The organism is Streptomyces sp. NPDC047002, assembly GCF_040704505.1.
In the GTDB taxonomy this organism is placed as follows: domain Bacteria; phylum Actinomycetota; class Actinomycetes; order Streptomycetales; family Streptomycetaceae; genus Streptomyces.
The window spans coordinates 17,592-37,047 of the sequence record NZ_JBEYWC010000027.1; the positions used below are offsets into that span (position 1 = coordinate 17,592).

Here is a 19,456-nt window from a genome sequence, read left to right on the forward strand (position 1 = left end):
TCTCTGGCGTAATGGTCCGGTGGCAGCGCACGTTGTGATCATTCGAAAAGGCATGAACCGCATCACTTATATGCGGCGATATACCGTACGGGTTCAGCAAGTACTGCCGTAGCGGCGGTCAGGTCCGCCAGTCGGGCCGACAGCGTCGCCTCCGCCAGGCGTGGTGGCAGCGCGCCCCCGAACTTCAGCCCTCGCACCGCCCGTTCGTCGACTGCAGGAAGACAGAGCCGGTCGGGAGCCTCGCTCAGGGCTTCCTTCCACACTGGCGGCGTGAGGTCCTCGCGCAGACGAATCCAGTGATCGTTGATGCGCTGAGCCGGCACCACGATCCCCTCCAGCGTGGCAGCCAGCGTCGCGTTCGCCCGGTAGCCTGCCCAGGTCCACCAACAGAGTTGCCCCGATTCGTCGCGCACGATCAATGTGCCGCCCGGGTGAACCTTCTCCAGGAAGACCTCACGTGCCTCCTTGAGCGTCGTGGTGGCGCGTTGGGTCAGGGTGACGGGAGGGTCCGTGCCGAGCAGCACCTCGCGTACAGCGCGGGTGACCTCGAAGGAGGTGCCCTGCCCGAAACCTGTGCCGGTCCACTTGGCTTTTCCGCCGCCGTCCACCGGCTCGACGAAGCAGCGTTTGCGGTGCCAGTCGATGTAGGTGACCTGCCAGCTGCGGCCGGCCAGGAGGAGCCTGCGCGGACCGGCGACCCGCTCAGTGAGCAAGGCGGGGTCGGTGCGGCCGATCTCAGTGCGGCCCTGGAGGACAGTGAACTGCGGGGGTGCGGTGAAGACCGCGGTGAGGTTCATGAAGTGGCGGTGGCCGAAACGCCGTTCGGCTTCGGGTCCGATGAACAGCATGCCGCCGTCCTGGTCCAGATAGCCCTCCTCCACCAGGTGGTGGACGATCGGCTCAGCCGCCCCTCCGAACGGTCCCAGGCCGCCCCACCATTCCTGCCAGAGCCGGTCTCCGACGCGGTGTTCTTGTAGACAGAGGGCAAGCAGCTGCTGGGCGACGATGTGCCTGGGCTCGGGCGGCGCTGTGACCGGTTCGACCCAACCGCGTGACCACTGAAGCAACAGTCCCGCGGCAGCCAGGAGCTTGCCTTGGTCGAGGGTGAGGAAGAGGCAGTTCCTGGTCGTGCCGGGGCGGCGTCCGGTGCGGCCCAGGCGCTGCAGGAAGGAGGCGACCGAGGTGGGCGCGTCGATCTGGACGACCCGGTCCAGATCGCCGACGTCGATGCCCAGTTCCAGGGTGCTCGTGGCGATGATCACGCAGTCGCGGGCCTCGGCGAACGCGGTTTCCGCGCGTCTGCGTTCGTCGAGGGAGAGGGAGGCGTGCGAGAGGAACGTGGTCACCCCCTTGGCCCGCAGCTTAGCGCCCAGTTCCTCGACCGCGCGCCGCGACTCGCAGAAGACGAGCCGCTTCTCCCCCCGGTGGAGGGCACTGATGACGGTGGCTGCGTTGTCGAGCGAGCCGACGTAGTCGAGCTGGATGTCACCCGGCGGTACGGAGGCCGACGTCGGCTGTGCCCCGGCCAGGTGGGGCGCGACCACGCGTCCGGGGCGCCGGCCTGCTCCGGATCCCTGGAGCCAGGTGAGCAGGGCTTCCGGGTTACCGACGGTTGCGGAGAGACCGATGCGCTGCATGGAGCGGCCTACGACGCGCTGCAGGCGCTCCAGTACGGCGAGCAGGTGCCAGCCCCGGTCATCGCCGGCGAAGGCGTGGATCTCGTCGACGACCACGGCCCGCAGGCCGGAAAAGAAGGACGCGTGGTCGACGTTGGCGCTGACCAGCATGGCTTCCAGCGATTCCGGGGTGGTGAGCAGCACGTCGGGCCGGGAGGCGAGGATGCGCCGCCGGGCGCCGGCCGGTGTGTCGCCGTGCCACAGGGCCGCAGACCGGCCGAGCCAGGCGGCGTAGGTTTCCACCCGCGGCGACAGGTTGTTCAGCAGCGCCTTGAGCGGACACACGTACAGCACCGAGGTGCCGGACCATCCCTGGGCGTGCATCCGGGACAGCAGCGGGAAGCAGGCGGCTTCGGTCTTGCCGCCGGCCGTCGGTGCCAGCAGAAGGGCGTCGTCTCCTGCTGTCAGCGGGACGACGGCGGCCTTCTGGAGTGGGCGCAGGCCCTTCCAGCCCAGGGTGTTTACGATGTGGTGGACCAGCGCCGGTTCAAGGCTGTCGGGGGTCGTCACGGAAGGTCCAGTTCGACGTCGTTCGCCCGGTCGGCGGCTGCGTTGCGTTCGGTGTCCGTCAACTCGTCCGCCACAACGGTCAGCCGGTAGTGCTTGCGCGGGTCGAAGTCCTGGAACTCATCGACGCGGTCGAGGACATCGGCGACGAGCTTGCGCAGGAAGACGCGGGGTGCGATGCCGACGTTGCCGCCCAGATGTCCGGTGACGGCGGTGGCGAGATCGCCCACGTAGGTGTCGTCGACCCGTGCGGTGACCCGCTCGGGGTGGCGGGCTGCTCCCGAGTAGAGATCTCTCACCTTCCGGCCGAGTTCGCCCAGGCGCGGCAGGTCGAAGCCCGGCAGGCGGAGCTGGACGGCGCGGGGCGAGTCGAAGCGGGCGTCGGTGGTGAAGTCGGTGGCGAGCCGCTGGGCCAGGGGCGGGAGCCGTTGGACGCCCTGCCGGCCGTCGTAGAACGCAGGGGTCCCAGTGATGACGAGGAAGAGGCCGGGGAAGCGCCCGGCGTCGATCTCGTCGAGAAGCTGGCGCAGTGCGTTGAGGCCCTTTTCCCGGACATCGCCGCGGACGCGTTGCAGGGTCTCCGTCTCGTCGAGGACGAGGAGCAGTCCCGGGTGGCCGCAGTCGCGCAGCACGGTCAGGAGTCCTTGAAGGAAGCCGAGCGCGGCGAAGTGGTCGAGATCTCCGCGCACTCCCGCGGTCCGGCGGGCGGAGGCGGCCACGGACTTCTGGCCGCCGAGCCAGGCGATCAAGGCTTCCGCCGTGGCGCCGTCCCCGGCGGCGACGGCACGGCGGTAGCCGCGCAGGGCGGCTGCGAACGCGGGCGTGGTGCGGGCGACATCGGCCAGCCGGCGTTCCATCAGCGTGTCCACGGCCGTGACGAGGGCTTCCTCGTCGTCCTCGTCGATCTCCGAGCCGTCGAGGACCTCCTCCTCCAGGGTGTAGAACCACGAGTCGACGACCGCACGCAGTGCGCTGGGCTGGTGGGTGGCGGTGGCCAGGCGCTCGGTAAGCCGGCGGTAGACGGTCTCCAGCCGGTGCAGGGGTGTCTCGCTCTCGGAGATCTGCACCTCGGCGGTGGCGAGCCCGGCGCGTTTGGCGCGCTCGGACAGCCAGCGGGCGAAGAAGGTCTTGCCGGAGCCGTAGTCGCCGCGGACGGCGTGGAAGGCGGCACCACCGCGGGCGACGGTGGCCAGGTCGTCGTCCAGGGCCGCCTCGAACCGGTCCAGTCCGACCGCGAACAGGTCGAGACCGGACTGGGGAACGGTGCCGCGCCGCAGGGCGTCGACGACCTCGCGGCGCCGGACCGCGCTCACGGAGGCAGGGTCGGTCACGCCTTCTCCTCCTCCCGGCTCGCCGGCTCGTCCGTCTGTCCGTCCGCTTCGTCGTCCTTCGGCTTCGGCAGGAACTGCTCGCGCAGGAGCGGTACGTCGAGTTTGACCGCGTGCCCGCCGTCGACGAAGCCGAGGACGGGATATCCCTCGACGTTCAGCAGCCGCTGCACCGTGGCGACGAATCCCTCGACGTTGCGGCGTACCCGTCCGGTCGCGGAGACCGCCGCGGCGAGAGCGGCCGGGGACATCGTCCCACCCGCTGTGACGAGTGCGTCGATGACCGTCGCCACCACCTTCGCCTCGGGCGCTTTGCGGACGTACTCCTTCTGGGCCGCGTAGACCTCGCTGCTCACCACCGTGCTGCCCAGCGATTCGGCGACTGGCGGTCCGGCTGCTGTGCGGGCGGACGGCCGTGCCTCGGTGGCCGACGCGCTCTCGGAGGGCGTCGGGCGCCGCGCGGGCGAGAGCGCCCCCGGCTGGGCGGCGGAAGGGGGCGCGGTCTTCGGCACGTCACCGGTGACGTGCGTCCGCCACCAGCCCGGGGTGGACAGCTCGCGCGGCAGCGGTACCCACTCCCTCGGGGCCTCCTCACCGGCAGGCAGCAGGACGAGCACCGGTACGGTGACTTCGGCCAGGGACGCTCCGCCGTGGTAGCCGGCGCGCCGCCCGGTGTAACGGATGTCCTCGCGCCACGGCAGGATCACCGCTCCCCCGCCCTCGCGCACCCGCGGGCCGTGGACGGTGGTCTCCCCTTCGCGCGCGGAGTCACCAGTGCGCCAACGGGCGGACTCCGCGCCCTCGGCGGCAGCGGTCGGGGCGTCGGATCGGCTGCCGCGCTCCAGGACGTGTCCGTGGTCGGCGACGAGGACGACCGGGCGGCCGTAGCTGCGGGCGGCGGCGAGCAGTTCCCGCAGGTGCGTGATGTCGGCCAGCGACCAGGTGGTGCCGCGGCCATGACGGCCGTTGTCCAGCGCCTCGTCGATGGTGTTGAGCACCACGCCCACCACGGCGTCCGAAGCGAGGGCGGTCATGAGTCCGTGCGAGAGCGCGTGGCCCGCCTCCCCACCGATGGCGGCCTTGTGGAAGAGGGCCGCCGCCTTGCGCCGCCGCTTCCAGAAGGCGGTGAAAGCGGTGGTCTCGGTCGACTGACCACCGCCGGCTGCCTCGCCCGCAAGCAGGGAGGCGCGGCTGACGCGGGTGACGGAGGGCAGCATGGAGACGGCGGCGAGCCGTGCCGGAGCCTGTCCGGGCTCCGGCCGCGGCACGATCTCGCGCCAGCCGTCGCGTTCCGCCTCCTCGCCGAGCTGGGCGGCGACCGCGCTGCTCATGCCGTCGAGGACGAGGAGGAGCGGAGCGGCCTGGCCTGCCAGTGGACGGACGACGGTGTCCAGCACGTTCTCGACGACGAGGCAGCCCTCGGCGTGCTGGGCGGTGGCGTGCGCGGCCCAGGCTGCGAGTTTCCGGGCGAACTCCCGATCGAGAGGCTGCCGGCGCTCACGTGCCTGTTCGTAGAGGGCCCGCAGGTCCCGGCCGGTCTCCAGGTCGCCGTCGGGGTCGCCTGCCCACAGGACGGTGAGTGCCCGGTCCACCCAGCCCCAGTCGGAGACGTGGGCCCGTACGGCGGCGGCCACACTGGTGACGGCGGGCTCGGGGCCGCTGAGCCAGCGCGCCACCCGTACGGCCGTCTCGGCGGCCTGGACCTGGTCCGGGCGGAGGCCGGCCAGGGCGTGGCCGAGCAGGTCGGCCAGCGCGGCCTCGCCGGCGACCGGGGAGCGGTGGGCCTCCGCGACGGTCCGGCGCAGTTGCGCGGTGAAGCTGGAGGGGAGGAACCGGCTCGCGGTGAGGCCGAGAGTGAGACCTGCCTTGTCGGCCAGTTCGTCGGCCCCGTCCAGTACCGCCTCGACGCGCAGACGGGCGTCGTCGCTGGTGCGGGCATCAGCGATCCAGCGGGTGAGGGTTCCTTCCACGGCGTCGGTGAACACGGCGAGTTCCGACCGCCGCGGCATGACCTGCCCGAACAGTCCGCCGAGGGCGAGCACCGTGTCGGGCTGGGCGGCGGGGTCCCGCAGGGCGGCACCGAGCAGTCCGAGCGGCAGGGCGTCGTGGCCGAGTCCGGCTTCGGCGAGGGACAGCAGGACGGGTACGGCCGGTCCGGCGACCTCCGCGAGCCACTTCTTCAGTTCGGCGCGCTCGGTGGCTCCCAGTTCGGCGAACCGCCCAGGTCCGGCGGGTGTGCGTGACCAGGCGAGCAGCGTATCGGCGTCGATGGTGACCTGACCGTCGTGGCCGGAGGCGGCGTGCGCCGCGCGCAGGCCGAGCCGTTCGGCCGCGAGGGCGCGCAGTGCCGCGTCCCGGGTCAGCACTCCGCCGATCCGCGGCCAGCCCTCTTCAGCGGGCTCCGCTTCGACCAGGGCTTCCAGCAGCCACCGCTCGCGGTACATGCGCGGGTCCAGGCCGGTGGCGCCGAAGCGCTGGAGGACCACCTCGGCGTTCTCGACGGTGAGGGTCTTGCGCCGTACGGCCCTGCCGCGTACGTCCCAGCCGAGTTGCTCGTCGTCGACGCCCGTCGTCACCACGAGCACGTCAGAGGAAGCGGCGGCGTTCCGGTGCTCGCGCAGGGCGGCAACGACGCCGAGGACGGAGGCTTCGTCCCGTACGTGGACGCGCCGCGTCTCGCCGCCGAGGAGGACGGTGAAACGGGGAGACGCGCCCGACGCGTACTGGCCGTGGACGAGCACGAGGCTGTGCTCGCCCAGGTCCTTGGCGTTCGCGGCGAGCAGAGCCTCGACGGTACGGCGGCCCACCCGCGGCACGGTCGGGGCCATCAGCCGACGGTCCCTTCGCCCGGTTCCGCCGCGGGCCCGGTGGAGCCTTCTGTTCCGGCCCCGGCGTCGGCGACCGGCTGCCAGGAGACCTGGATACGGGTGCCGGGATGGGCGGTGAGGTAGGCGCGGATCTCGGCGTCGATCCCGGCGACCGTGGCGGCCAGCGTCGCCTCCAGCCGAGTGGGCTCAACGAGGTGGACGGCCTGCCTGCGACCGGTCTCTCCCGGAACGGCGGTCTGTGTGCCGCCCTGGCCGTGGGAGGCGTGGCCCGGCGTGGAGGGCTTGCCCGGCGCGGGCACCGAGGGAACGGAGGGCTTGCCGTGGTCGCTGAGGTCGACGTCCTCGGCGGTCGGCTCCGGTGGGGCCGGCACGGCCGGAACGCTGGGCTGGGCCGTCTGGGCGAGGCGGGTGGCTTCGCGCAGCAACGCCACCACGGTGTCCGGAAGCCGGTCCAGCACGGGCACCAGTGAGACGGCCTGCTCGTGGTCGCGGGCGGCGCGGTGCACCTCGGCCAGGAACCTGGCCGCTCGCTCGCCCACGCCGTCCTCGCGTCCGACGAGGTCACGGCGGACGGTGTCCACCAGCGACCAGTCGGTGCCGCGCAGCGCGGCCGCTACTTCCGGTGCGTGCCGCAGGGCGCCCGCGATCTCCTCGTCGGTCACGTCGTACGCGGCGGCGGCCAGCTCCCGCACACACGCGGCCGGTTCGGTGGCGCGCAGCAGCCGGGCGACGAGGTCGGCGGCGGCCTTGGTGGACTTCAGGCGGGGCGCGTCTGCACCGTCGGCCCCGGTCAGCCCGAGGGGGGCGGCGTGCCGTGTCAGGAGGGTCCGCACCTCGCCGAGGGCCACGCGGTGCTCCTCCGCGACCGCGCGCACGCCTTCGGCGAGCCGGGCGACATTGCGGGCGAACAGGACCCGGGAGACGGTCCTGCCGAAGATCGTCCCGGCGCGGCCGAGCGCCGTGTGGAACTCGTCCTCGGTGGGGAGTTCCACGGCCCGCAGCCCGTATCCGGGGCCGATCCGCTCCAGCTCCGGCGCCTTGGGCAGGGGCGAGGTCTGGTAGACCCAGGTACGGTCGTCGAGCAGGGCGTACGTGGCGATGACGAGGTTGCTGACGTGGCGGTCGAGGCCGGTGTAGCCGAGCTCCTCGATCCAGCGGCGGATGTCGTCCACGGACAGTTCCGGGCCGGCGTCGGGGGTCTCGGCGGCCTTCTTGTTGATGCGCAGGCGCCAGTCGGTGGTGACGTTGAGGGGTCCGTCGTGGACCTCGCCGAGCTGGAGGGCGTGCACGATCCGGCGGACCACCGGGATCTGCTGGCTGTCGACCACGACGCGCCGGGAGCCGTCCTCCATCGCCCTGGTGATCCATTCGAGCGTGGTCTTCAGCTCGCGGGTGGTGACGGCCTTGCGGGTGAGCCGCGGGTCGAAGTCGGGGTGCTTGGGGTGGCGGGCCCCGAGCAGTCCGTCGGCGAGCAGGAGGAGGTTCTCCTCGAAGCCGACCGCCGGTTCTGGCCGGGTGCGGGTGAAGCCCGGCTGGAGGGAGATCAGGTGGTGGCCCTCGGGGACCTCGGCGCCGGCGGTTCCGGGATCGGCCCGGTTGATGCCGTAGAGCTGGAGCAGCGCGTCGGCGAGCTGAGCGGTCAGGCTGTCGCGCGACGCCTTGAGCTGGTTGCGGATCTGGACGCGCTCCTCGGCGGGGCGGGTCGCGGTGTGGTCGTCGAGCCGGTCGCGCTCCAGCAGGTAGTTGATCTTGAGGAGGCGGCCGAGGCTGCGGGCCTTCTGCTCGGACAGGAAGTGCGGCAGCCAGACGATCGTCGGCGCCGTCCTCCCGGCGCGTTTCATCCGCTCCACCCGCTGCACGTCGTCCATCGGTGAGCGGCCGTGGTCGTCGAAGGGATAGTCGAAGACGAAGCGGATGTTGCCCTCGGTCTGCGGCGCGAACTCGGCGTCCGGCAGGTGCGGGTCGCGGACGTTGCCGAAGACGAACTCGACGGTGCGCCTGGTACCGCGCCAGACGACCGTCCGCTCGCACACGAACGCCTGGGCGTCGGGGATGCCCAGCGCCGCCCACAGCTGGTCCTTGATCCACTGGCGGCGGTAGCCGTCCTGGTCGGCGACGCCCTGCACCTCCTCCAGCAAGGGCTCGACGTCCAGGTCGGACAGGTGCAGGTGGAAGACCGGGTCGGCGGGGTCGCCCTCGCTGCGCAGCTCGCCGTCGAAGCCCTCGGCCTGCAGCTCCTGCAGCCGCTTCACGGCGACGGCTCCCGCGTCGCCCACCCGGGTCCTGATCGTGCCGTGGTTCAGCGCGGCGAGCCGACCGCCGGTGAGCCGGGTCAGGGCCGGCACGTTCGGGGCGAGGGAGGCCAGTAGCAGCGTCTTGACCAGGCGCTCGTCGGTCTGGAAGCGCTTGTCGTCCGCCGAGCCGTACTTCGTCAGCAGGTGCTCGCGGAGGCGGGCGTGGAAGCGGTGCGCGGTCTCCGACTCCTTGCGGAGTTTCGCGGTGAACGCCTCACCGGTCCGTTCGGCGATCACGTCCCACAGATCGCCGATCGGCACGAGCTGGCCGAGCCGCAGGTCGTCGCGGTGGCGCCGCAGCAGCTCCTGCACCAGCTTGAGGCCGGTCCGCTCGCGCTGCAGCGCGCCGGACAGGTCGACCAGCACGTTGAGCAGCGCAGGGGACAGCGGATACAGGGTGCGGAAGTCGTCCCAGCTCGCCTCCGTACGCCCCTGCGCGTCGAGCAGCACCTGCCGCACCTCGTCCCGCGAGGACTCCACGAGCTTGAACGCGTCGTCGCGCGCCTGCTCCATGCCCGGACGGGGCGCGAGCACACGGTGCTTGATGATCTCGACGAGGTTGCTGTCCTCCAGCTCCACGACATCGATCCGGCCGGCGAGGTAGTCGATCTGCTGTTCCAGGTTCTGCACGTCGGCGCCCGCGACGTCGGAGCCGATCAACTGGGACAGGTCGCGCTGGCGGGAGACGAAGGAGACGATCGGCACGGGCCGGCCGCTGTCGGCGGACTCGATCAGCTTGACCAGCCGCTGCACCTGGTCGCGGACGAAGTCCTGGTCGCCCATGTGGGCCTGGAGCCACAGAATCAGCTCGTCGAGGAAGAGGACGACGCCGTCGTACCCGAGCGACTGCGCGTGGCGGGAGACGACCTTGAGGCCGTTCTCCAGCGGGATGAAGGACTGTGCGTCACCGCGGGCGGCCTGCGTGTACGCGGCCATGGGCCCGGTCAGCAGCGCCGACACCAGCCGCTCCCGCTCCTCGCTGCCGGGCGGCGCGGCGAAGGCACGGTCCAGCTCGGCGGTGCTCCAGCCGCCCGCACCCGGCGGGCCGGCTTCCCCGTCGATGCCCGGCAGGTCGTCCTCGTCCTCGACCGCGTCGCCGGAGGTGGCCGTCGCCCCGGATCCGAGCCACTGCCGGAACTTGTCGTCGTCGCCGAGGAACGTCCGCTGCCGGTCCGCGTCGGCGAGCAGGGCGTCCGACCGGTAGACGGCGGGGGCCGCCGCCTCCGGGTGCAGCTCCCGCACGGTGTGGGCGTACCCGCCGAGCAGTGCCGAGTCCAGGTCGGTCGACCCGACCAGGTGGTACGGCACCATCAGGAACCGGCTGCTGCCCAGCCAGTCCCGGTGCTCGGCGACGACCTCCTTCAGCCCCGGCTTCTCCAGCGCCCCCTCATGGCCGTTCAGCACGGCGTGCAGCACGGTCAGGAAGTGGCTCTTACCGGCACCGAAGGAGCCGTGCAGGTAGGCGGCGTGCGAGTCCCCCGTACGAACGGCCTTCGCGACCAGGCCGAGCGCCTTGCGGAACGCCTTCCGCAGCTGCTCGGTGACGACGTACTCGGCCACCCGCTCGTCGGCCTCGTGGAAGCCCTGGGAGAGGTCGACCTTGAAATCGCCCGCGTGGACGTCCTCCTTGATGTCGATGACGTCCCGAAGGAACAGCTCTGTGGTCGACATCAGGCGATCATTCCCTCACTGTGCTGGCGGCCGGCCCGGACAGCGCCCCCCTGGCGTTGGCGCGACGTCCATCTTGCCAGGTGAGTCCGACAGCGGAAGAGAGAGCGCCACCGCTTCGGGACCGGAGCCTCACGGCGCGTGACGAGCGCGGCGCCGACCGCCCGCCCCGGCTACCCGGGGTGTCCGGCCGTCTCCGGACGGAGCTCCAGCTCCGCCCACACGGTCTTGCCGGGACCGATGCGCTCGGTCACGCCCCAGCGGCAGGCCAGGGCCTCGACCAGCAGCAGCCCCCGGCCGCCGTCGGCGTCAGCGGTCGGGAGCAACCGTGCGGGCAGGGCGGGGTGGGTGTCGGACACCTCGACGCGCAGGAGCCCGGCGGCAGGCGTGTGGACCAGGCGCAGCGCGAAGTCGCGCCCCGGTACACGTCCATGGAGTACGGCGTTGGCGCTCAGCTCCGCGACGATCAGTACGGCGGTGTCGGAAACCGGGGTGCCGTGCGGCACGCCCCAGGCGTCGAGCTGGTGCGCGGCGAGCCTGCGGGCGAGGCGGGCACCGCGACGGGTCGCGGACAGGCGCTGGGTGAAGGCACGTACGGTGACGGCGTCTTGGGGTTGTTGCGTCGGCATGGGGTTCACCGTCGCGCCGCCGTGGCCCCGCCGAACAGGACCGACGCTGGTACAGATACCGCTGTACTGGTTCACCCGCTGGACTGGGCGGGTCACCGTACGTGACCATGGGTCGGCGGGTTCGGTGGGTGCGACGAGGCGCGGGAGGCGGGCTGCATGACGACGGGGAACGGCAGCGGAGGCGCGGGGGGAGGCGCCGGTACGGGCGGCTCCCACCGGGAGCACGACCTGTCCGACAGCCTCAAGACCTTCGGGGCGGTCCTGAAGGCCCTGCGGGAGGAGGCCCGCCTCACCCAGGAGGAGTTCGCGCAGCGGGTGCAGTACTCCGCGCACTACATCGCCAAGATCGAGCAGGGCAAGCGGTTCCCTCCGGGAGACCTGCCCGAGCGGGCCGAGCCGGCGCTGGGCGCCGGTGCGGCCAAGGTGCTGGCCGCCGCGGCGCGGAGTCTGACGCGGAGGGCTGGGCTTGCCTCCTGGTTCCGGCAGTGGGCGGAGATCGAGGAGGAGGCGGTGTCGGTGTACAGCTATGAGTGCCGCGTGATCCCCGGCTTGTTGCAACCCGAGCCCTACATCAGGGAGGTCTTCGAGCGCAGATTGCCACCGCTGGCCGAGGAACAGTTCGAACAGCAGGTCACAGCTCGTCTGGCACGGCAGCGGCTCCTGCACGAGCGCCCCAATACGTCGTTCTCTTTCATGCTCGAACAGGCTTTGCTGGAGCGCCGGATGGGCGGACCGACCGTGACACGGGCCCTGATCGACAACTTGTTGGAGCAGGGCCGTCGCCGCAACGTCGAGATCTTGATCGTGCCGCTGCGCCAGGAGGACCACTCGGGGTTCGAAGGCCCGAAGTACCTGGCCGAGACGCCGGACAACAAGTGGGTGGGATACACCGAAGCCCAGGAGACCGGCGTCCTGATCACCGACCCGAAATCGGTCAGTGCGATGCTCCAGCGCTATGGAAAGATGCGCTCGCAGGCTCTCAGCCGGACGGCCTCCGTGGGCCTGCTGGAGCAGATCCGAGGAGCGCTATGAGCACCACCGAACTGAACTGGTTCAAGAGCAGCTACAGCGGCGGCGGCGGGGACAACTGCGTCGAAGTCGCCGTGACCCCCCGGGCTGTGCACGTACGGGACTCGAAGGACACCCGGATCACGCCGCTTGCGGTCTCCCCCGCCGCCTGGTCAGCGTTCGCCGCGCACGCTTCCGACCACGATCGCTGAGCGTCCCACTGACGAGTGGGGAGAGCGCAGGGCCGCTGTCCGCGCCGGCTCTACTCGTCGTCCGGCGCGGATTCCTCGGGCGTCTCCCTGCGCTGGGCAGGCTTCCGTCCACGGGTCCTGCGTACCGGGCGCCAGTCCCTCATCTCGGCCTCGCTGACCCCGTGGGTGCGCAGGTAGCGCTGGAACTCCGCTTCCAGGTCCTCGGCCGGTGAGCCCTCCCACTCGTCGTCGTACGCGCTGTGCCACTGGCGCACCCACGGCATGGCCTCGTGCAGCCCGGCGAGCAGCGGGACGAGGCGCTCCGCACCCCAGGCGTCGCCCTTGACCCGCGTGTCGACGAGCTGGGTGAGGGCCAGCGCCTGGTCCCTGTGGTCCCAGCCGGCCCAGCCGAGCATCAGCGTGGAGTCGCTGTCCGGGCCCGCCTCCGGGTAGGAGATGAACCGTTCCTTGGGGACGTCGAGCTTGCCACGGTGGGACCAGTAGGACGGCCGCAGGAAGTCCGAGGACTTGTACTTCGTGGGCGGGTCGATGGCGAGCCGCGCGCCCGTACGGTCCTCCTCGCGCTGCTTCTCCCAGACCCGCTCCCACTCACGGCGGGTGCGCAGTCCGGAGTCCTTGTAGCGCATGGCGGCAAGGTAGGGGACGTGCTCGTCGGCGATGATCTCGTTGAGGACCTGCGCGAGCGGGAGGTCCGGCTTCCTCAGGTGGTCGGCTGCGTAGAGCGCGGCGACGGCCGTGAAGTCGGGGTCGGAACCGAGCCGGTCGGCGAGGTTGTTGACGGTGAGGGTACGGGGTCGGCGCAGCCCGTCACGCACCTCGAACCACAGGTCCTCGTCCTCGCAGCGGTCCAGCAGCCACGTACGGAGAGCGGTGCGCTCCTTCTTCTCCCACGGGTCGGCGGCCCAACGGCGCTTGCACTCGGGGCGCTCGATGAGGGCGATGTCCTTGCGGCTGGTGATCAGGTCGATGCGCGCCTGCACGATGTCGCGGTACCAGTCGGGCCAGTGGGCGGGGATCTCGGTGACGGGGGTCGAGCCGTGGCGCGTGAACCAGGCGGTCTCCGCCTCCCCGGCCTCGACCTTGCGCGCGAGGACGATCTCGAAGGCACGCTCGCCGAGCTTGACCTCGGGAATGGTCTCGGGATCGGGCGCCGGGGTCACGGTCCGGGCGACCTCGCGGTCACTGAGCAGCCCGTAGAGGCCGTAGACCTGCCAGTCCAGCTCCTCTTGCAGGGCGACCATGCGGCGACGGGCCTCGGCGCGTGCGGCTTCCGCGTCGTCCAAAGCTTGCCGTGTGGGAACGGCAGTGGCGGCCACGGCCGAGGGCTCGAACCCGGCGAGCTTCTGCGCCTGGGCGTCGAGGACCCGGCCGAGGTGGAGCGGGAGCTTGGGCGGGAGGGGAAACTCTTGCAGCTTGGTGCCGGTGAACTCGTAGAAGCGTTCCCATTCCTGGGACTTGAAGCCCTCGTTGACACCCTGGCTCCCCTTGTCATGGCTGACCTGCTTCAACCAGAAACAAGCCACCGAGGAGTTGAGCACCCCCAACAACTCCAGGTGCTCGTCCTCCCCGGCCCCCTCGGGCAGCTTGATCACGGGGGCGGAACGGTTGAACACCTTCCCGCCCCGGTCCAGCACGAAGTGGTTGTGCGTGGCCACGAACGCGAAAGTGATGGACAGCGGTGTCGAATAGGCCGAGGACGTGTACTGCATGTAGTCCCACCACTCAAGTCCCGCCGCCGCCATGGTCCCTTGGAAGGTCCGGCGAGCGGCCAGCGTCGTCCGCCACGGCCACAGTTCCTCGCCGAGTCCTTCTTCATTAACCGCCTTCGAGTCGGGGTTCCAGATCGCGACGTCAGGGGCGGCTCGCCAGTCCCGGACGATCTCCCCGACCATCAGTGGTCGCAGCGCACGCTTGTCGGCACGCGGCCTGTAGGTCGAACGCAACGGCCGCATGTACGCCTCATCGGCTCCTGCCCGGATGGCACGGCCGATCGGCTTCGAGATGCGCCTCTCCATCACAGTCCCATGAGCTGCCAGGAACTCCACGAGTGCCCCGGCACCACCACCACTCACCGACCAAGGATGACCAGCGAACACAGCCGCCGCCGCATCCTCCACCGAAACCCACTCCGACTCGCTCCCCGGCTTGCCCACCTGCTCGACGATCGCCCGCCACACGGCCCCCTGCGACGCGTCCTCGGGCTGCGCGGGCTCGCCCCGCACGCCCAGCACCGCACGCAGCGTCCGCTCCGGGCTGGGAATGCGGTTGCGCCCCACCAGAATCACCGTCGGCGTACCGTGTCCCGGGATGTAGGCCCCCGAGGTGTCGATGACATGGGACAGCTCGACCTGGTTCCGGAAGACGACCTCGATCAGCTTCTTGCCGAACTCCCGCTTCATGAAGGAGTTCGCCGTGATCTGTCCCACGAACCCGCCCCCGCCCAGCCGCCCGCCGGGCCCTCTCACCGCGAGCTCGAACATGCGCTGGGCGAACGGCACCGAGAGAGCGTACTTACCAGCACACGCGTCGTGCGCCTTCCGGTAGTTCTTGTTCTCCTGCTCGTCCTTCACCGTGATGTACGGCGGATTCCCCACCACCACGTGATACGACCCGCGCCCCAGTAGGTCGACCCTTTTCGCGTACTCCCACACGTCCTCCGTGGTGTACGCGTACGCCTCCCCCTCCTCGCGCCCCACGACCGACTCCGCGAACAGCGTGTCCAGGTCGGTCTGGATGCCGGCCGCGTCCCGGCCGTGCAGCAGCGAGTCGCCCACGGCCACGTTGATCGGGAACGGCGGCGCGTCCGCAAGCCGTCGGGCGCCCGCCGCGCGCATCGCGGCGACGAGGAGGCGGAAGCGGGCGATGCTCGCGGCGAAGGGGTTCTTGTCGCAGCCGTGGACGGACTCCAGGACGCGGCGTACCAGCGTCCAGGTGTCCGTACCGGGTTCCGCCCGGCGCCACTTGTCCAGGAGGCGGTGGAAAATGCCCAGCAGGAAGTGTCCCGAGCCGCACGCCGGGTCGATGGTGCGCAGGCCGCGGTGTTCGCGGCCGTCGGGACCGGTCCAGGCGGGGTTGAGACCGAAGCCCTGCCCGTCGTCGGCGACCGCCGGTTCCAGGGTCAGGTCGAGGATGAACTCCTCGACGAACTCGGGGGTCTGGAGCAGTGCGTACGTCTTGCGGGCGTGTTCGCTCAGCTCCTGGTAGAGGTCACCGAGGAAGCGGGTGTCCCACTCGGGGTCGGTGAAGTCGTAGCGGATCGCGCCGTCCGCGCCCCAGCGGCGCCAGAACATCAGCAGTTCCGTCGCCGTCTCGTAGCCGGGAGTCAGGCCCCACAACGGGTTGTGGCGTTCGTCGAAGAGGCCGGCGGCCGTCTCGTTGGTGCTCGCCAGGTGACGGAACGCCTCGATGAGCCAGTCGCGGTTGTTGTGGTGCGGGGAAGTGCGGAAGTGGGCCTCGTGCCGGGCCTCCGCCTCGGCGAGACGCTCACCGGGGCCGGCCAGGTACGGCTCGTCGATCAGGCCGTTGTCCTCGCAGAAGCGGACGAAGACGCAGCCCAGCACCCACGCCACGGCGGCCTGCGTGACGCGCTCGTCGCGCCAGGCGGGGTAGGACAGGGCGGTGCGCCGGGCCTCCTTCGCCTCGCGCCACTCACGGTCCAGACGGATGCGGAACTCCTCCTCGGACTCGCTGCGCGACCGCAGATCGTCCTCCAGGCCGACGACCAGCTTCTTCAGGTCCTTGAGCAGGGCCGCCTTGTCCATGCCCGTAGTCGTCACCGTCACTCTTCGCTTCCTTCTCCCTGCACCGCGTCAGCGCCCCACCGCGTCAGCCGCGGACCGGACCTCCCATCCTGCCGCACCTGGGCCGCCGCACGGCGGCCCAGGGCCCTCGCGGAGTGAGAAAAGCCCCGCAGCGGTCCTGCCCGGCTCGTTAAAGTGATCGTCGTGACGGCCTCGACATCTCCCGCGCCCCCGCCGCCCGCGTTCGCGGCGGCGAGCAGGAATCACTACCGCGCGGCCGCGCTGGCCGCCGAGAGGGGCCTGCGGACATCTGCCGACCACCTGGCCGGTCTTGCGGCGGAGTGCGGCATCAAGGCGATCCTGGCCGACTTCCTGGGTTCCCGGCTCAACACCCGGAATCGTCTGGAGAACGCCGAAGTGGCCACCGTGAAGGGCGCCCCGGGCAACCGGACGAGGAAACCACAGGAACACGGGCACCTGCCCGAACTGTGGGAACACCTCACCGCCGTCGCCCACCGCCGCCGAGGGGGCGGGGCGGGAGCGTTGTTCACCCAGCTCATCTGGAACAACCCGTTCGCCGGATGGGACGTCGGAGACCGCTACTGCGACGGCACCGCCCTCACCGACGCCGTCATCGACCGGCACCTGAAGGCCGCGTACGACCTCATCGCCGCCCACGAGCAGGCGAGCATCCTGGGGACGAGGACCCGCACATGAGCCCGTCCCCCGTGCGGTTCGACACCGCCTGGCAGGCCGCCCTCGCCCATGCGCAGCAGGCCGCCGCCCGGTTCGGCACGGACGTCGTCGTCACCCGTGACGTGCTCGGCCGCGCCTGTCTGCTGCTGGACGACCGGCAGAGTCCGCTCGCCCACGACGACCCGGCCGTGGTGACGCTCAGGGACGCGTTCAGCGCCGCCACCCGGCCCTTCACCGGGCTCGAACCGGTCCTCTTCGCCGACAAGCTGTTCGCAGCCGAGCTGTACTTCGACGCCGACGACCGCGTGCCGGTCAGCCCTCGGCAGGGCTCAGGAACGGGCAGCGTGCACATCCTGGAGCGGACCGTCATCGGCACCGACTGGGCCCGCAGCGGCCCCGTCCCGTCCGACGGGGCCGCGGGGCGCCGGGACCGGCGGGTGGCGCTGTACGGCTTCAAGGGCGGGGTCGGGCGCACCACCGCCACCGCCGTCCTTGCCAGGTACCTGGCAGGAACGGGCCGCTGCGTGCTCGTGGTCGACCTCGACCTGGAGTCCCCGGGCATCTCCCACCTGCTGGAGGACCCCGCCGGGATTCCCCGGCACGGCCTCGTCGACCACCTCGTGGAGGCCGGAGTCGGCAACGCCGACGGGCTGGAGCTGGTGGCGCGGAGCACCGCGCTGCCGGTCAAGGGGAACGGAGAGGTGTGGCTCGCGCCTGCGGGCGGCTCGCCTCTGGAGGGCGAGCAGTACGACTACCTCGCCAAGCTGAACCGCATCTACAGCGACCTCGCCGGGCTCGACCCCGGAGACGGCGAGAGGCCCTTCGCCGCACGGCTGGAGCAGGCCATCGCCGCCTGCGAGGACCAGGTGACCGGGTTGTCGCGGGCACCGGACGTCGTCCTGCTGGACAGCCGGGCCGGCATGCACGACATCGCGGCGGTCACCCTGACCCATCTCAGCGGGCTCGCCCTGCTGTTCGCGGTGGACAACCCCTCCACCTGGGAGGGCTACCGGATGCTGTTCAGGCAGTGGCAGCGGCGTCCCGCCCTGGCCCGGGAGCTGCGGGAGCGGCTGCGGATCGTGGCGGCCATGTTCCACTCCGCCGGGGACGCGAAGCGGCTGCCCGCCCTGCGCGACCGTGCCCAGGAGCTGTTCGCCGACACACTCTACGACCAGCTCGACACGGAGGAAGACGGCACGGACGACGAGAGCGAAGAGCCGTACCACCCTCCGCTGGAGGACGACGACGCGCCGCACGCCCCCGTCCCCATCCTCTTCGGCAACGACCTGGTGGGGTTGGATCCCCTGCGCAGCCGGGACTGGACCGAGCTGCCGTTCGTCGAGGCCGCGTACCGGACCTTCACGACTACGGTGGAGCGTCTGCTGCCGCACCCGCACCCCGCCCCGGAGTCCTCATGACCGCCGCCCCGACCACCGACGAGTACCGCACCCTGATCACCAGGGCCCTCGGTGTCGCGCTCGACGCGGACACGGACAACCCCGACCTGCGGCGGCTGTTCACTCCGTCCAGCCACCGCCTCGCGCTCGACCCGGACGTGACCGTGGTCCGCGGTGCACGCGGCACCGGCAAGACGTACTGGGCGAAGGCGCTGACCGACCCCGAGCTGCGGGAGGTGGCCGCCCGGTCGTACATGATGCCCCGCCTGCGGCGGGTCGAAGTCACCACCGGCTTCACCACGGGCGGCGGCAGCGACACGCCGTACCCGAGCAAGCGCAGGATCGCCCGGCTGCTGCGCGAGGTGACCGGTCCCGCCGTCTACGAATGCTTCTGGTACGCGGTCGTGATGGTGGCGCTCGGTGTACCCGAGATCGCGAGCATCCCGGACTGGGCCGACCGGGTCCGGTGGGCCGGGGAGAACGAGGACGCGTACGAGGACGCTCTCCACAGGGCCGACCGGGAGGCCCGGGACAGCGGCGAGACCCGCGTGCTGCTCTTCGATGCCCTGGAACATCTCCACGGGGACCGGACGACCGCCGACCGGCTGGTGTCGGCGCTGTTCCAGGTGGCACTGGAGCTGCGGCTGACCACGGGGGCGCTGCGCGCGAAGATCTTCGTCCGTCCGGACATGTACGACAGCGCACCCAAGAGGTTCGCCGACGCGTCCAAGCTCGGGGCGAACGCGGCCGACCTGGAGTGGAGCCGGGAGAACCTCTACGGGCTGCTCTTCCACCGGCTGGGCAACGGTCCGAGCCCCGAGGCGGAGAAGTTCCGCGCCCAGTACGGCGCGTGGCGGCCCGAGGGCGAAGGGCGGTTCATCGCGCCGGTCGACGTGATCGCGGACGAGAAGTGCCAGGAGAAGGTCTTCGTCTCGATGGCCGGCCCGTACATGGGCACCGACCGGCGCAAGGGCCACACCTTCACCTGGGTTCCGAACCACCTCCAGGACGGCAAGGGCCGGGTGAGCCCGAGGACCTGGCTGCTCGCCCTGCGCTCGGCCGCGGCCCTGACGACGGAGCGGTACGCCGGACACCCCCACCCGCTGCACTACGAGGCGCTCCGGGAGAGCCTCCACGAGGCGTCGCGGGTCCGGGTGGAGGAGCTGACGGAGGACATCGCCTGGGCCGCCGCCGCCATAGAGCGGCTTGAGGGCGGGCAGGTACCGATGGAGCCCTCGTACGTCCGCCAGTGCTGGGAGGAGGGCGGACTCGCCGAAGCCCTGCACCGGATGCGGGAGGACGACGGCGAAAGCAGCGGTCCCCGTGACGCCGGGGACCCCCTGGCGCTGATCGAGGAACTGGTGGACCTCGGTGTCCTGACCCGACGCACCAGCGGCGCGCTGGACCTCCCCGACGTGTACCGGCTGGCATTCAACATCGGCCGCAAGGGCGGGGTGCCCCGGAGGACCTGAA

11 protein-coding genes are annotated in these 19,456 nt (G+C 71.3%); 5 read left to right on the forward strand and 6 right to left on the reverse strand.

Features of this window, described 5'->3' with window-relative positions:
• Positions 1–62: 62 nt before the first annotated feature.
• The 5 genes from AB0910_RS22970 to AB0910_RS22990 all read right to left on the reverse strand — a co-directional run bounded on the left by AB0910_RS22970 (position 63) and on the right by AB0910_RS22990 (position 10,930).
• On the reverse strand, positions 63–2,186 hold the full coding sequence (locus AB0910_RS22970; protein ID WP_366746495.1) for a DEAD/DEAH box helicase: 2,124 nt from the start codon (positions 2,184–2,186) through the stop codon (positions 63–65).
• Positions 2,183–3,514, reverse strand: a complete 1,332-nt coding sequence (brxD, locus tag AB0910_RS22975) for a BREX system ATP-binding protein BrxD (RefSeq protein WP_366746496.1) — start codon at positions 3,512–3,514, stop codon at positions 2,183–2,185. The genes AB0910_RS22970 and brxD overlap by 4 nt, the downstream gene beginning before the upstream one ends.
• Positions 3,511–6,339: a BREX-2 system phosphatase PglZ gene (gene pglZ / locus AB0910_RS22980; protein ID WP_366746497.1), complete on the reverse strand. Its 2,829-nt coding sequence runs from the start codon at positions 6,337–6,339 to the stop codon at positions 3,511–3,513. The genes brxD and pglZ overlap by 4 nt, the downstream gene beginning before the upstream one ends.
• Positions 6,339–10,304, reverse strand: a complete 3,966-nt coding sequence (locus tag AB0910_RS22985) for a PglY protein (protein ID WP_366746498.1) — start codon at positions 10,302–10,304, stop codon at positions 6,339–6,341. Before AB0910_RS22985 ends, pglZ begins: the two co-directional genes overlap by 1 nt.
• Before the next feature lie 170 nt (positions 10,305–10,474).
• The gene (locus tag AB0910_RS22990) at positions 10,475–10,930 is read right to left on the reverse strand and encodes an ATP-binding protein (RefSeq protein ID WP_366746499.1); all 456 of its coding nucleotides are present in this window, start codon (positions 10,928–10,930) and stop codon (positions 10,475–10,477) included.
• A 156-nt stretch (positions 10,931–11,086) separates the two neighbouring features.
• On the opposite strand from AB0910_RS22990, the gene AB0910_RS22995 reads away from it, so the two are divergent.
• Positions 11,087–11,962 (forward strand): helix-turn-helix transcriptional regulator, encoded by an 876-nt coding sequence (locus AB0910_RS22995; protein WP_366746500.1) that lies wholly within the window; start codon positions 11,087–11,089, stop codon positions 11,960–11,962.
• Positions 11,959–12,150 (forward strand): DUF397 domain-containing protein, encoded by a 192-nt coding sequence (locus tag AB0910_RS23000; protein ID WP_366746501.1) that lies wholly within the window; start codon positions 11,959–11,961, stop codon positions 12,148–12,150. The genes AB0910_RS22995 and AB0910_RS23000 overlap by 4 nt, the downstream gene beginning before the upstream one ends.
• A 50-nt stretch (positions 12,151–12,200) precedes the next feature.
• On the opposite strand, the gene pglX is transcribed toward AB0910_RS23000, so the two are convergent.
• Positions 12,201–15,911 (reverse strand): BREX-2 system adenine-specific DNA-methyltransferase PglX, encoded by a 3,711-nt coding sequence (gene pglX / locus AB0910_RS23005; RefSeq protein ID WP_366746553.1) that lies wholly within the window; start codon positions 15,909–15,911, stop codon positions 12,201–12,203.
• Between the two features lie 183 nt (positions 15,912–16,094).
• Between pglX and AB0910_RS23010 the strand changes: the two genes are divergently transcribed.
• From AB0910_RS23010 to AB0910_RS23020, 3 genes are read left to right on the forward strand one after another with little or no spacing between them, the layout of a single operon-like run.
• Positions 16,095–16,607, forward strand: a complete 513-nt coding sequence (locus AB0910_RS23010; RefSeq protein ID WP_366746502.1) for a hypothetical protein — start codon at positions 16,095–16,097, stop codon at positions 16,605–16,607.
• Positions 16,604–18,004, forward strand: coding sequence for an AAA family ATPase (locus AB0910_RS23015; RefSeq protein WP_366746503.1), 1,401 nt, complete (start codon positions 16,604–16,606; stop codon positions 18,002–18,004). Before AB0910_RS23010 ends, AB0910_RS23015 begins: the two co-directional genes overlap by 4 nt.
• Complete coding sequence (locus tag AB0910_RS23020; protein ID WP_366746504.1) at positions 18,001–19,455, forward strand: hypothetical protein; 1,455 nt, start codon at positions 18,001–18,003, stop codon at positions 19,453–19,455. Before AB0910_RS23015 ends, AB0910_RS23020 begins: the two co-directional genes overlap by 4 nt.
• Position 19,456: the final 1 nt, after the last annotated feature.

Excerpts from the sequence above, each read along its gene's own strand:
- pglZ (WP_366746497.1), bottom strand. The coding sequence starts at position 6,339 with ATGGCCCCGACCGTGCCGCGGGTGGGCCGCCGTACCGTCGAGGCTCTG.
- AB0910_RS22985 (WP_366746498.1), bottom strand. The coding sequence starts at position 10,304 with ATGTCGACCACAGAGCTGTTCCTTCGGGACGTCATCGACATCAAGGAG.
- AB0910_RS22990 (WP_366746499.1), bottom strand. The coding sequence starts at position 10,930 with ATGCCGACGCAACAACCCCAAGACGCCGTCACCGTACGTGCCTTCACC.
- AB0910_RS22995 (WP_366746500.1), top strand. The coding sequence starts at position 11,087 with ATGACGACGGGGAACGGCAGCGGAGGCGCGGGGGGAGGCGCCGGTACG.
- AB0910_RS23000 (WP_366746501.1), top strand. The coding sequence starts at position 11,959 with ATGAGCACCACCGAACTGAACTGGTTCAAGAGCAGCTACAGCGGCGGC.
- pglX (WP_366746553.1), bottom strand. The coding sequence starts at position 15,911 with ATGGACAAGGCGGCCCTGCTCAAGGACCTGAAGAAGCTGGTCGTCGGC.
- AB0910_RS23015 (WP_366746503.1), top strand. The coding sequence starts at position 16,604 with ATGAGCCCGTCCCCCGTGCGGTTCGACACCGCCTGGCAGGCCGCCCTC.
- AB0910_RS23020 (WP_366746504.1), top strand. The coding sequence starts at position 18,001 with ATGACCGCCGCCCCGACCACCGACGAGTACCGCACCCTGATCACCAGG.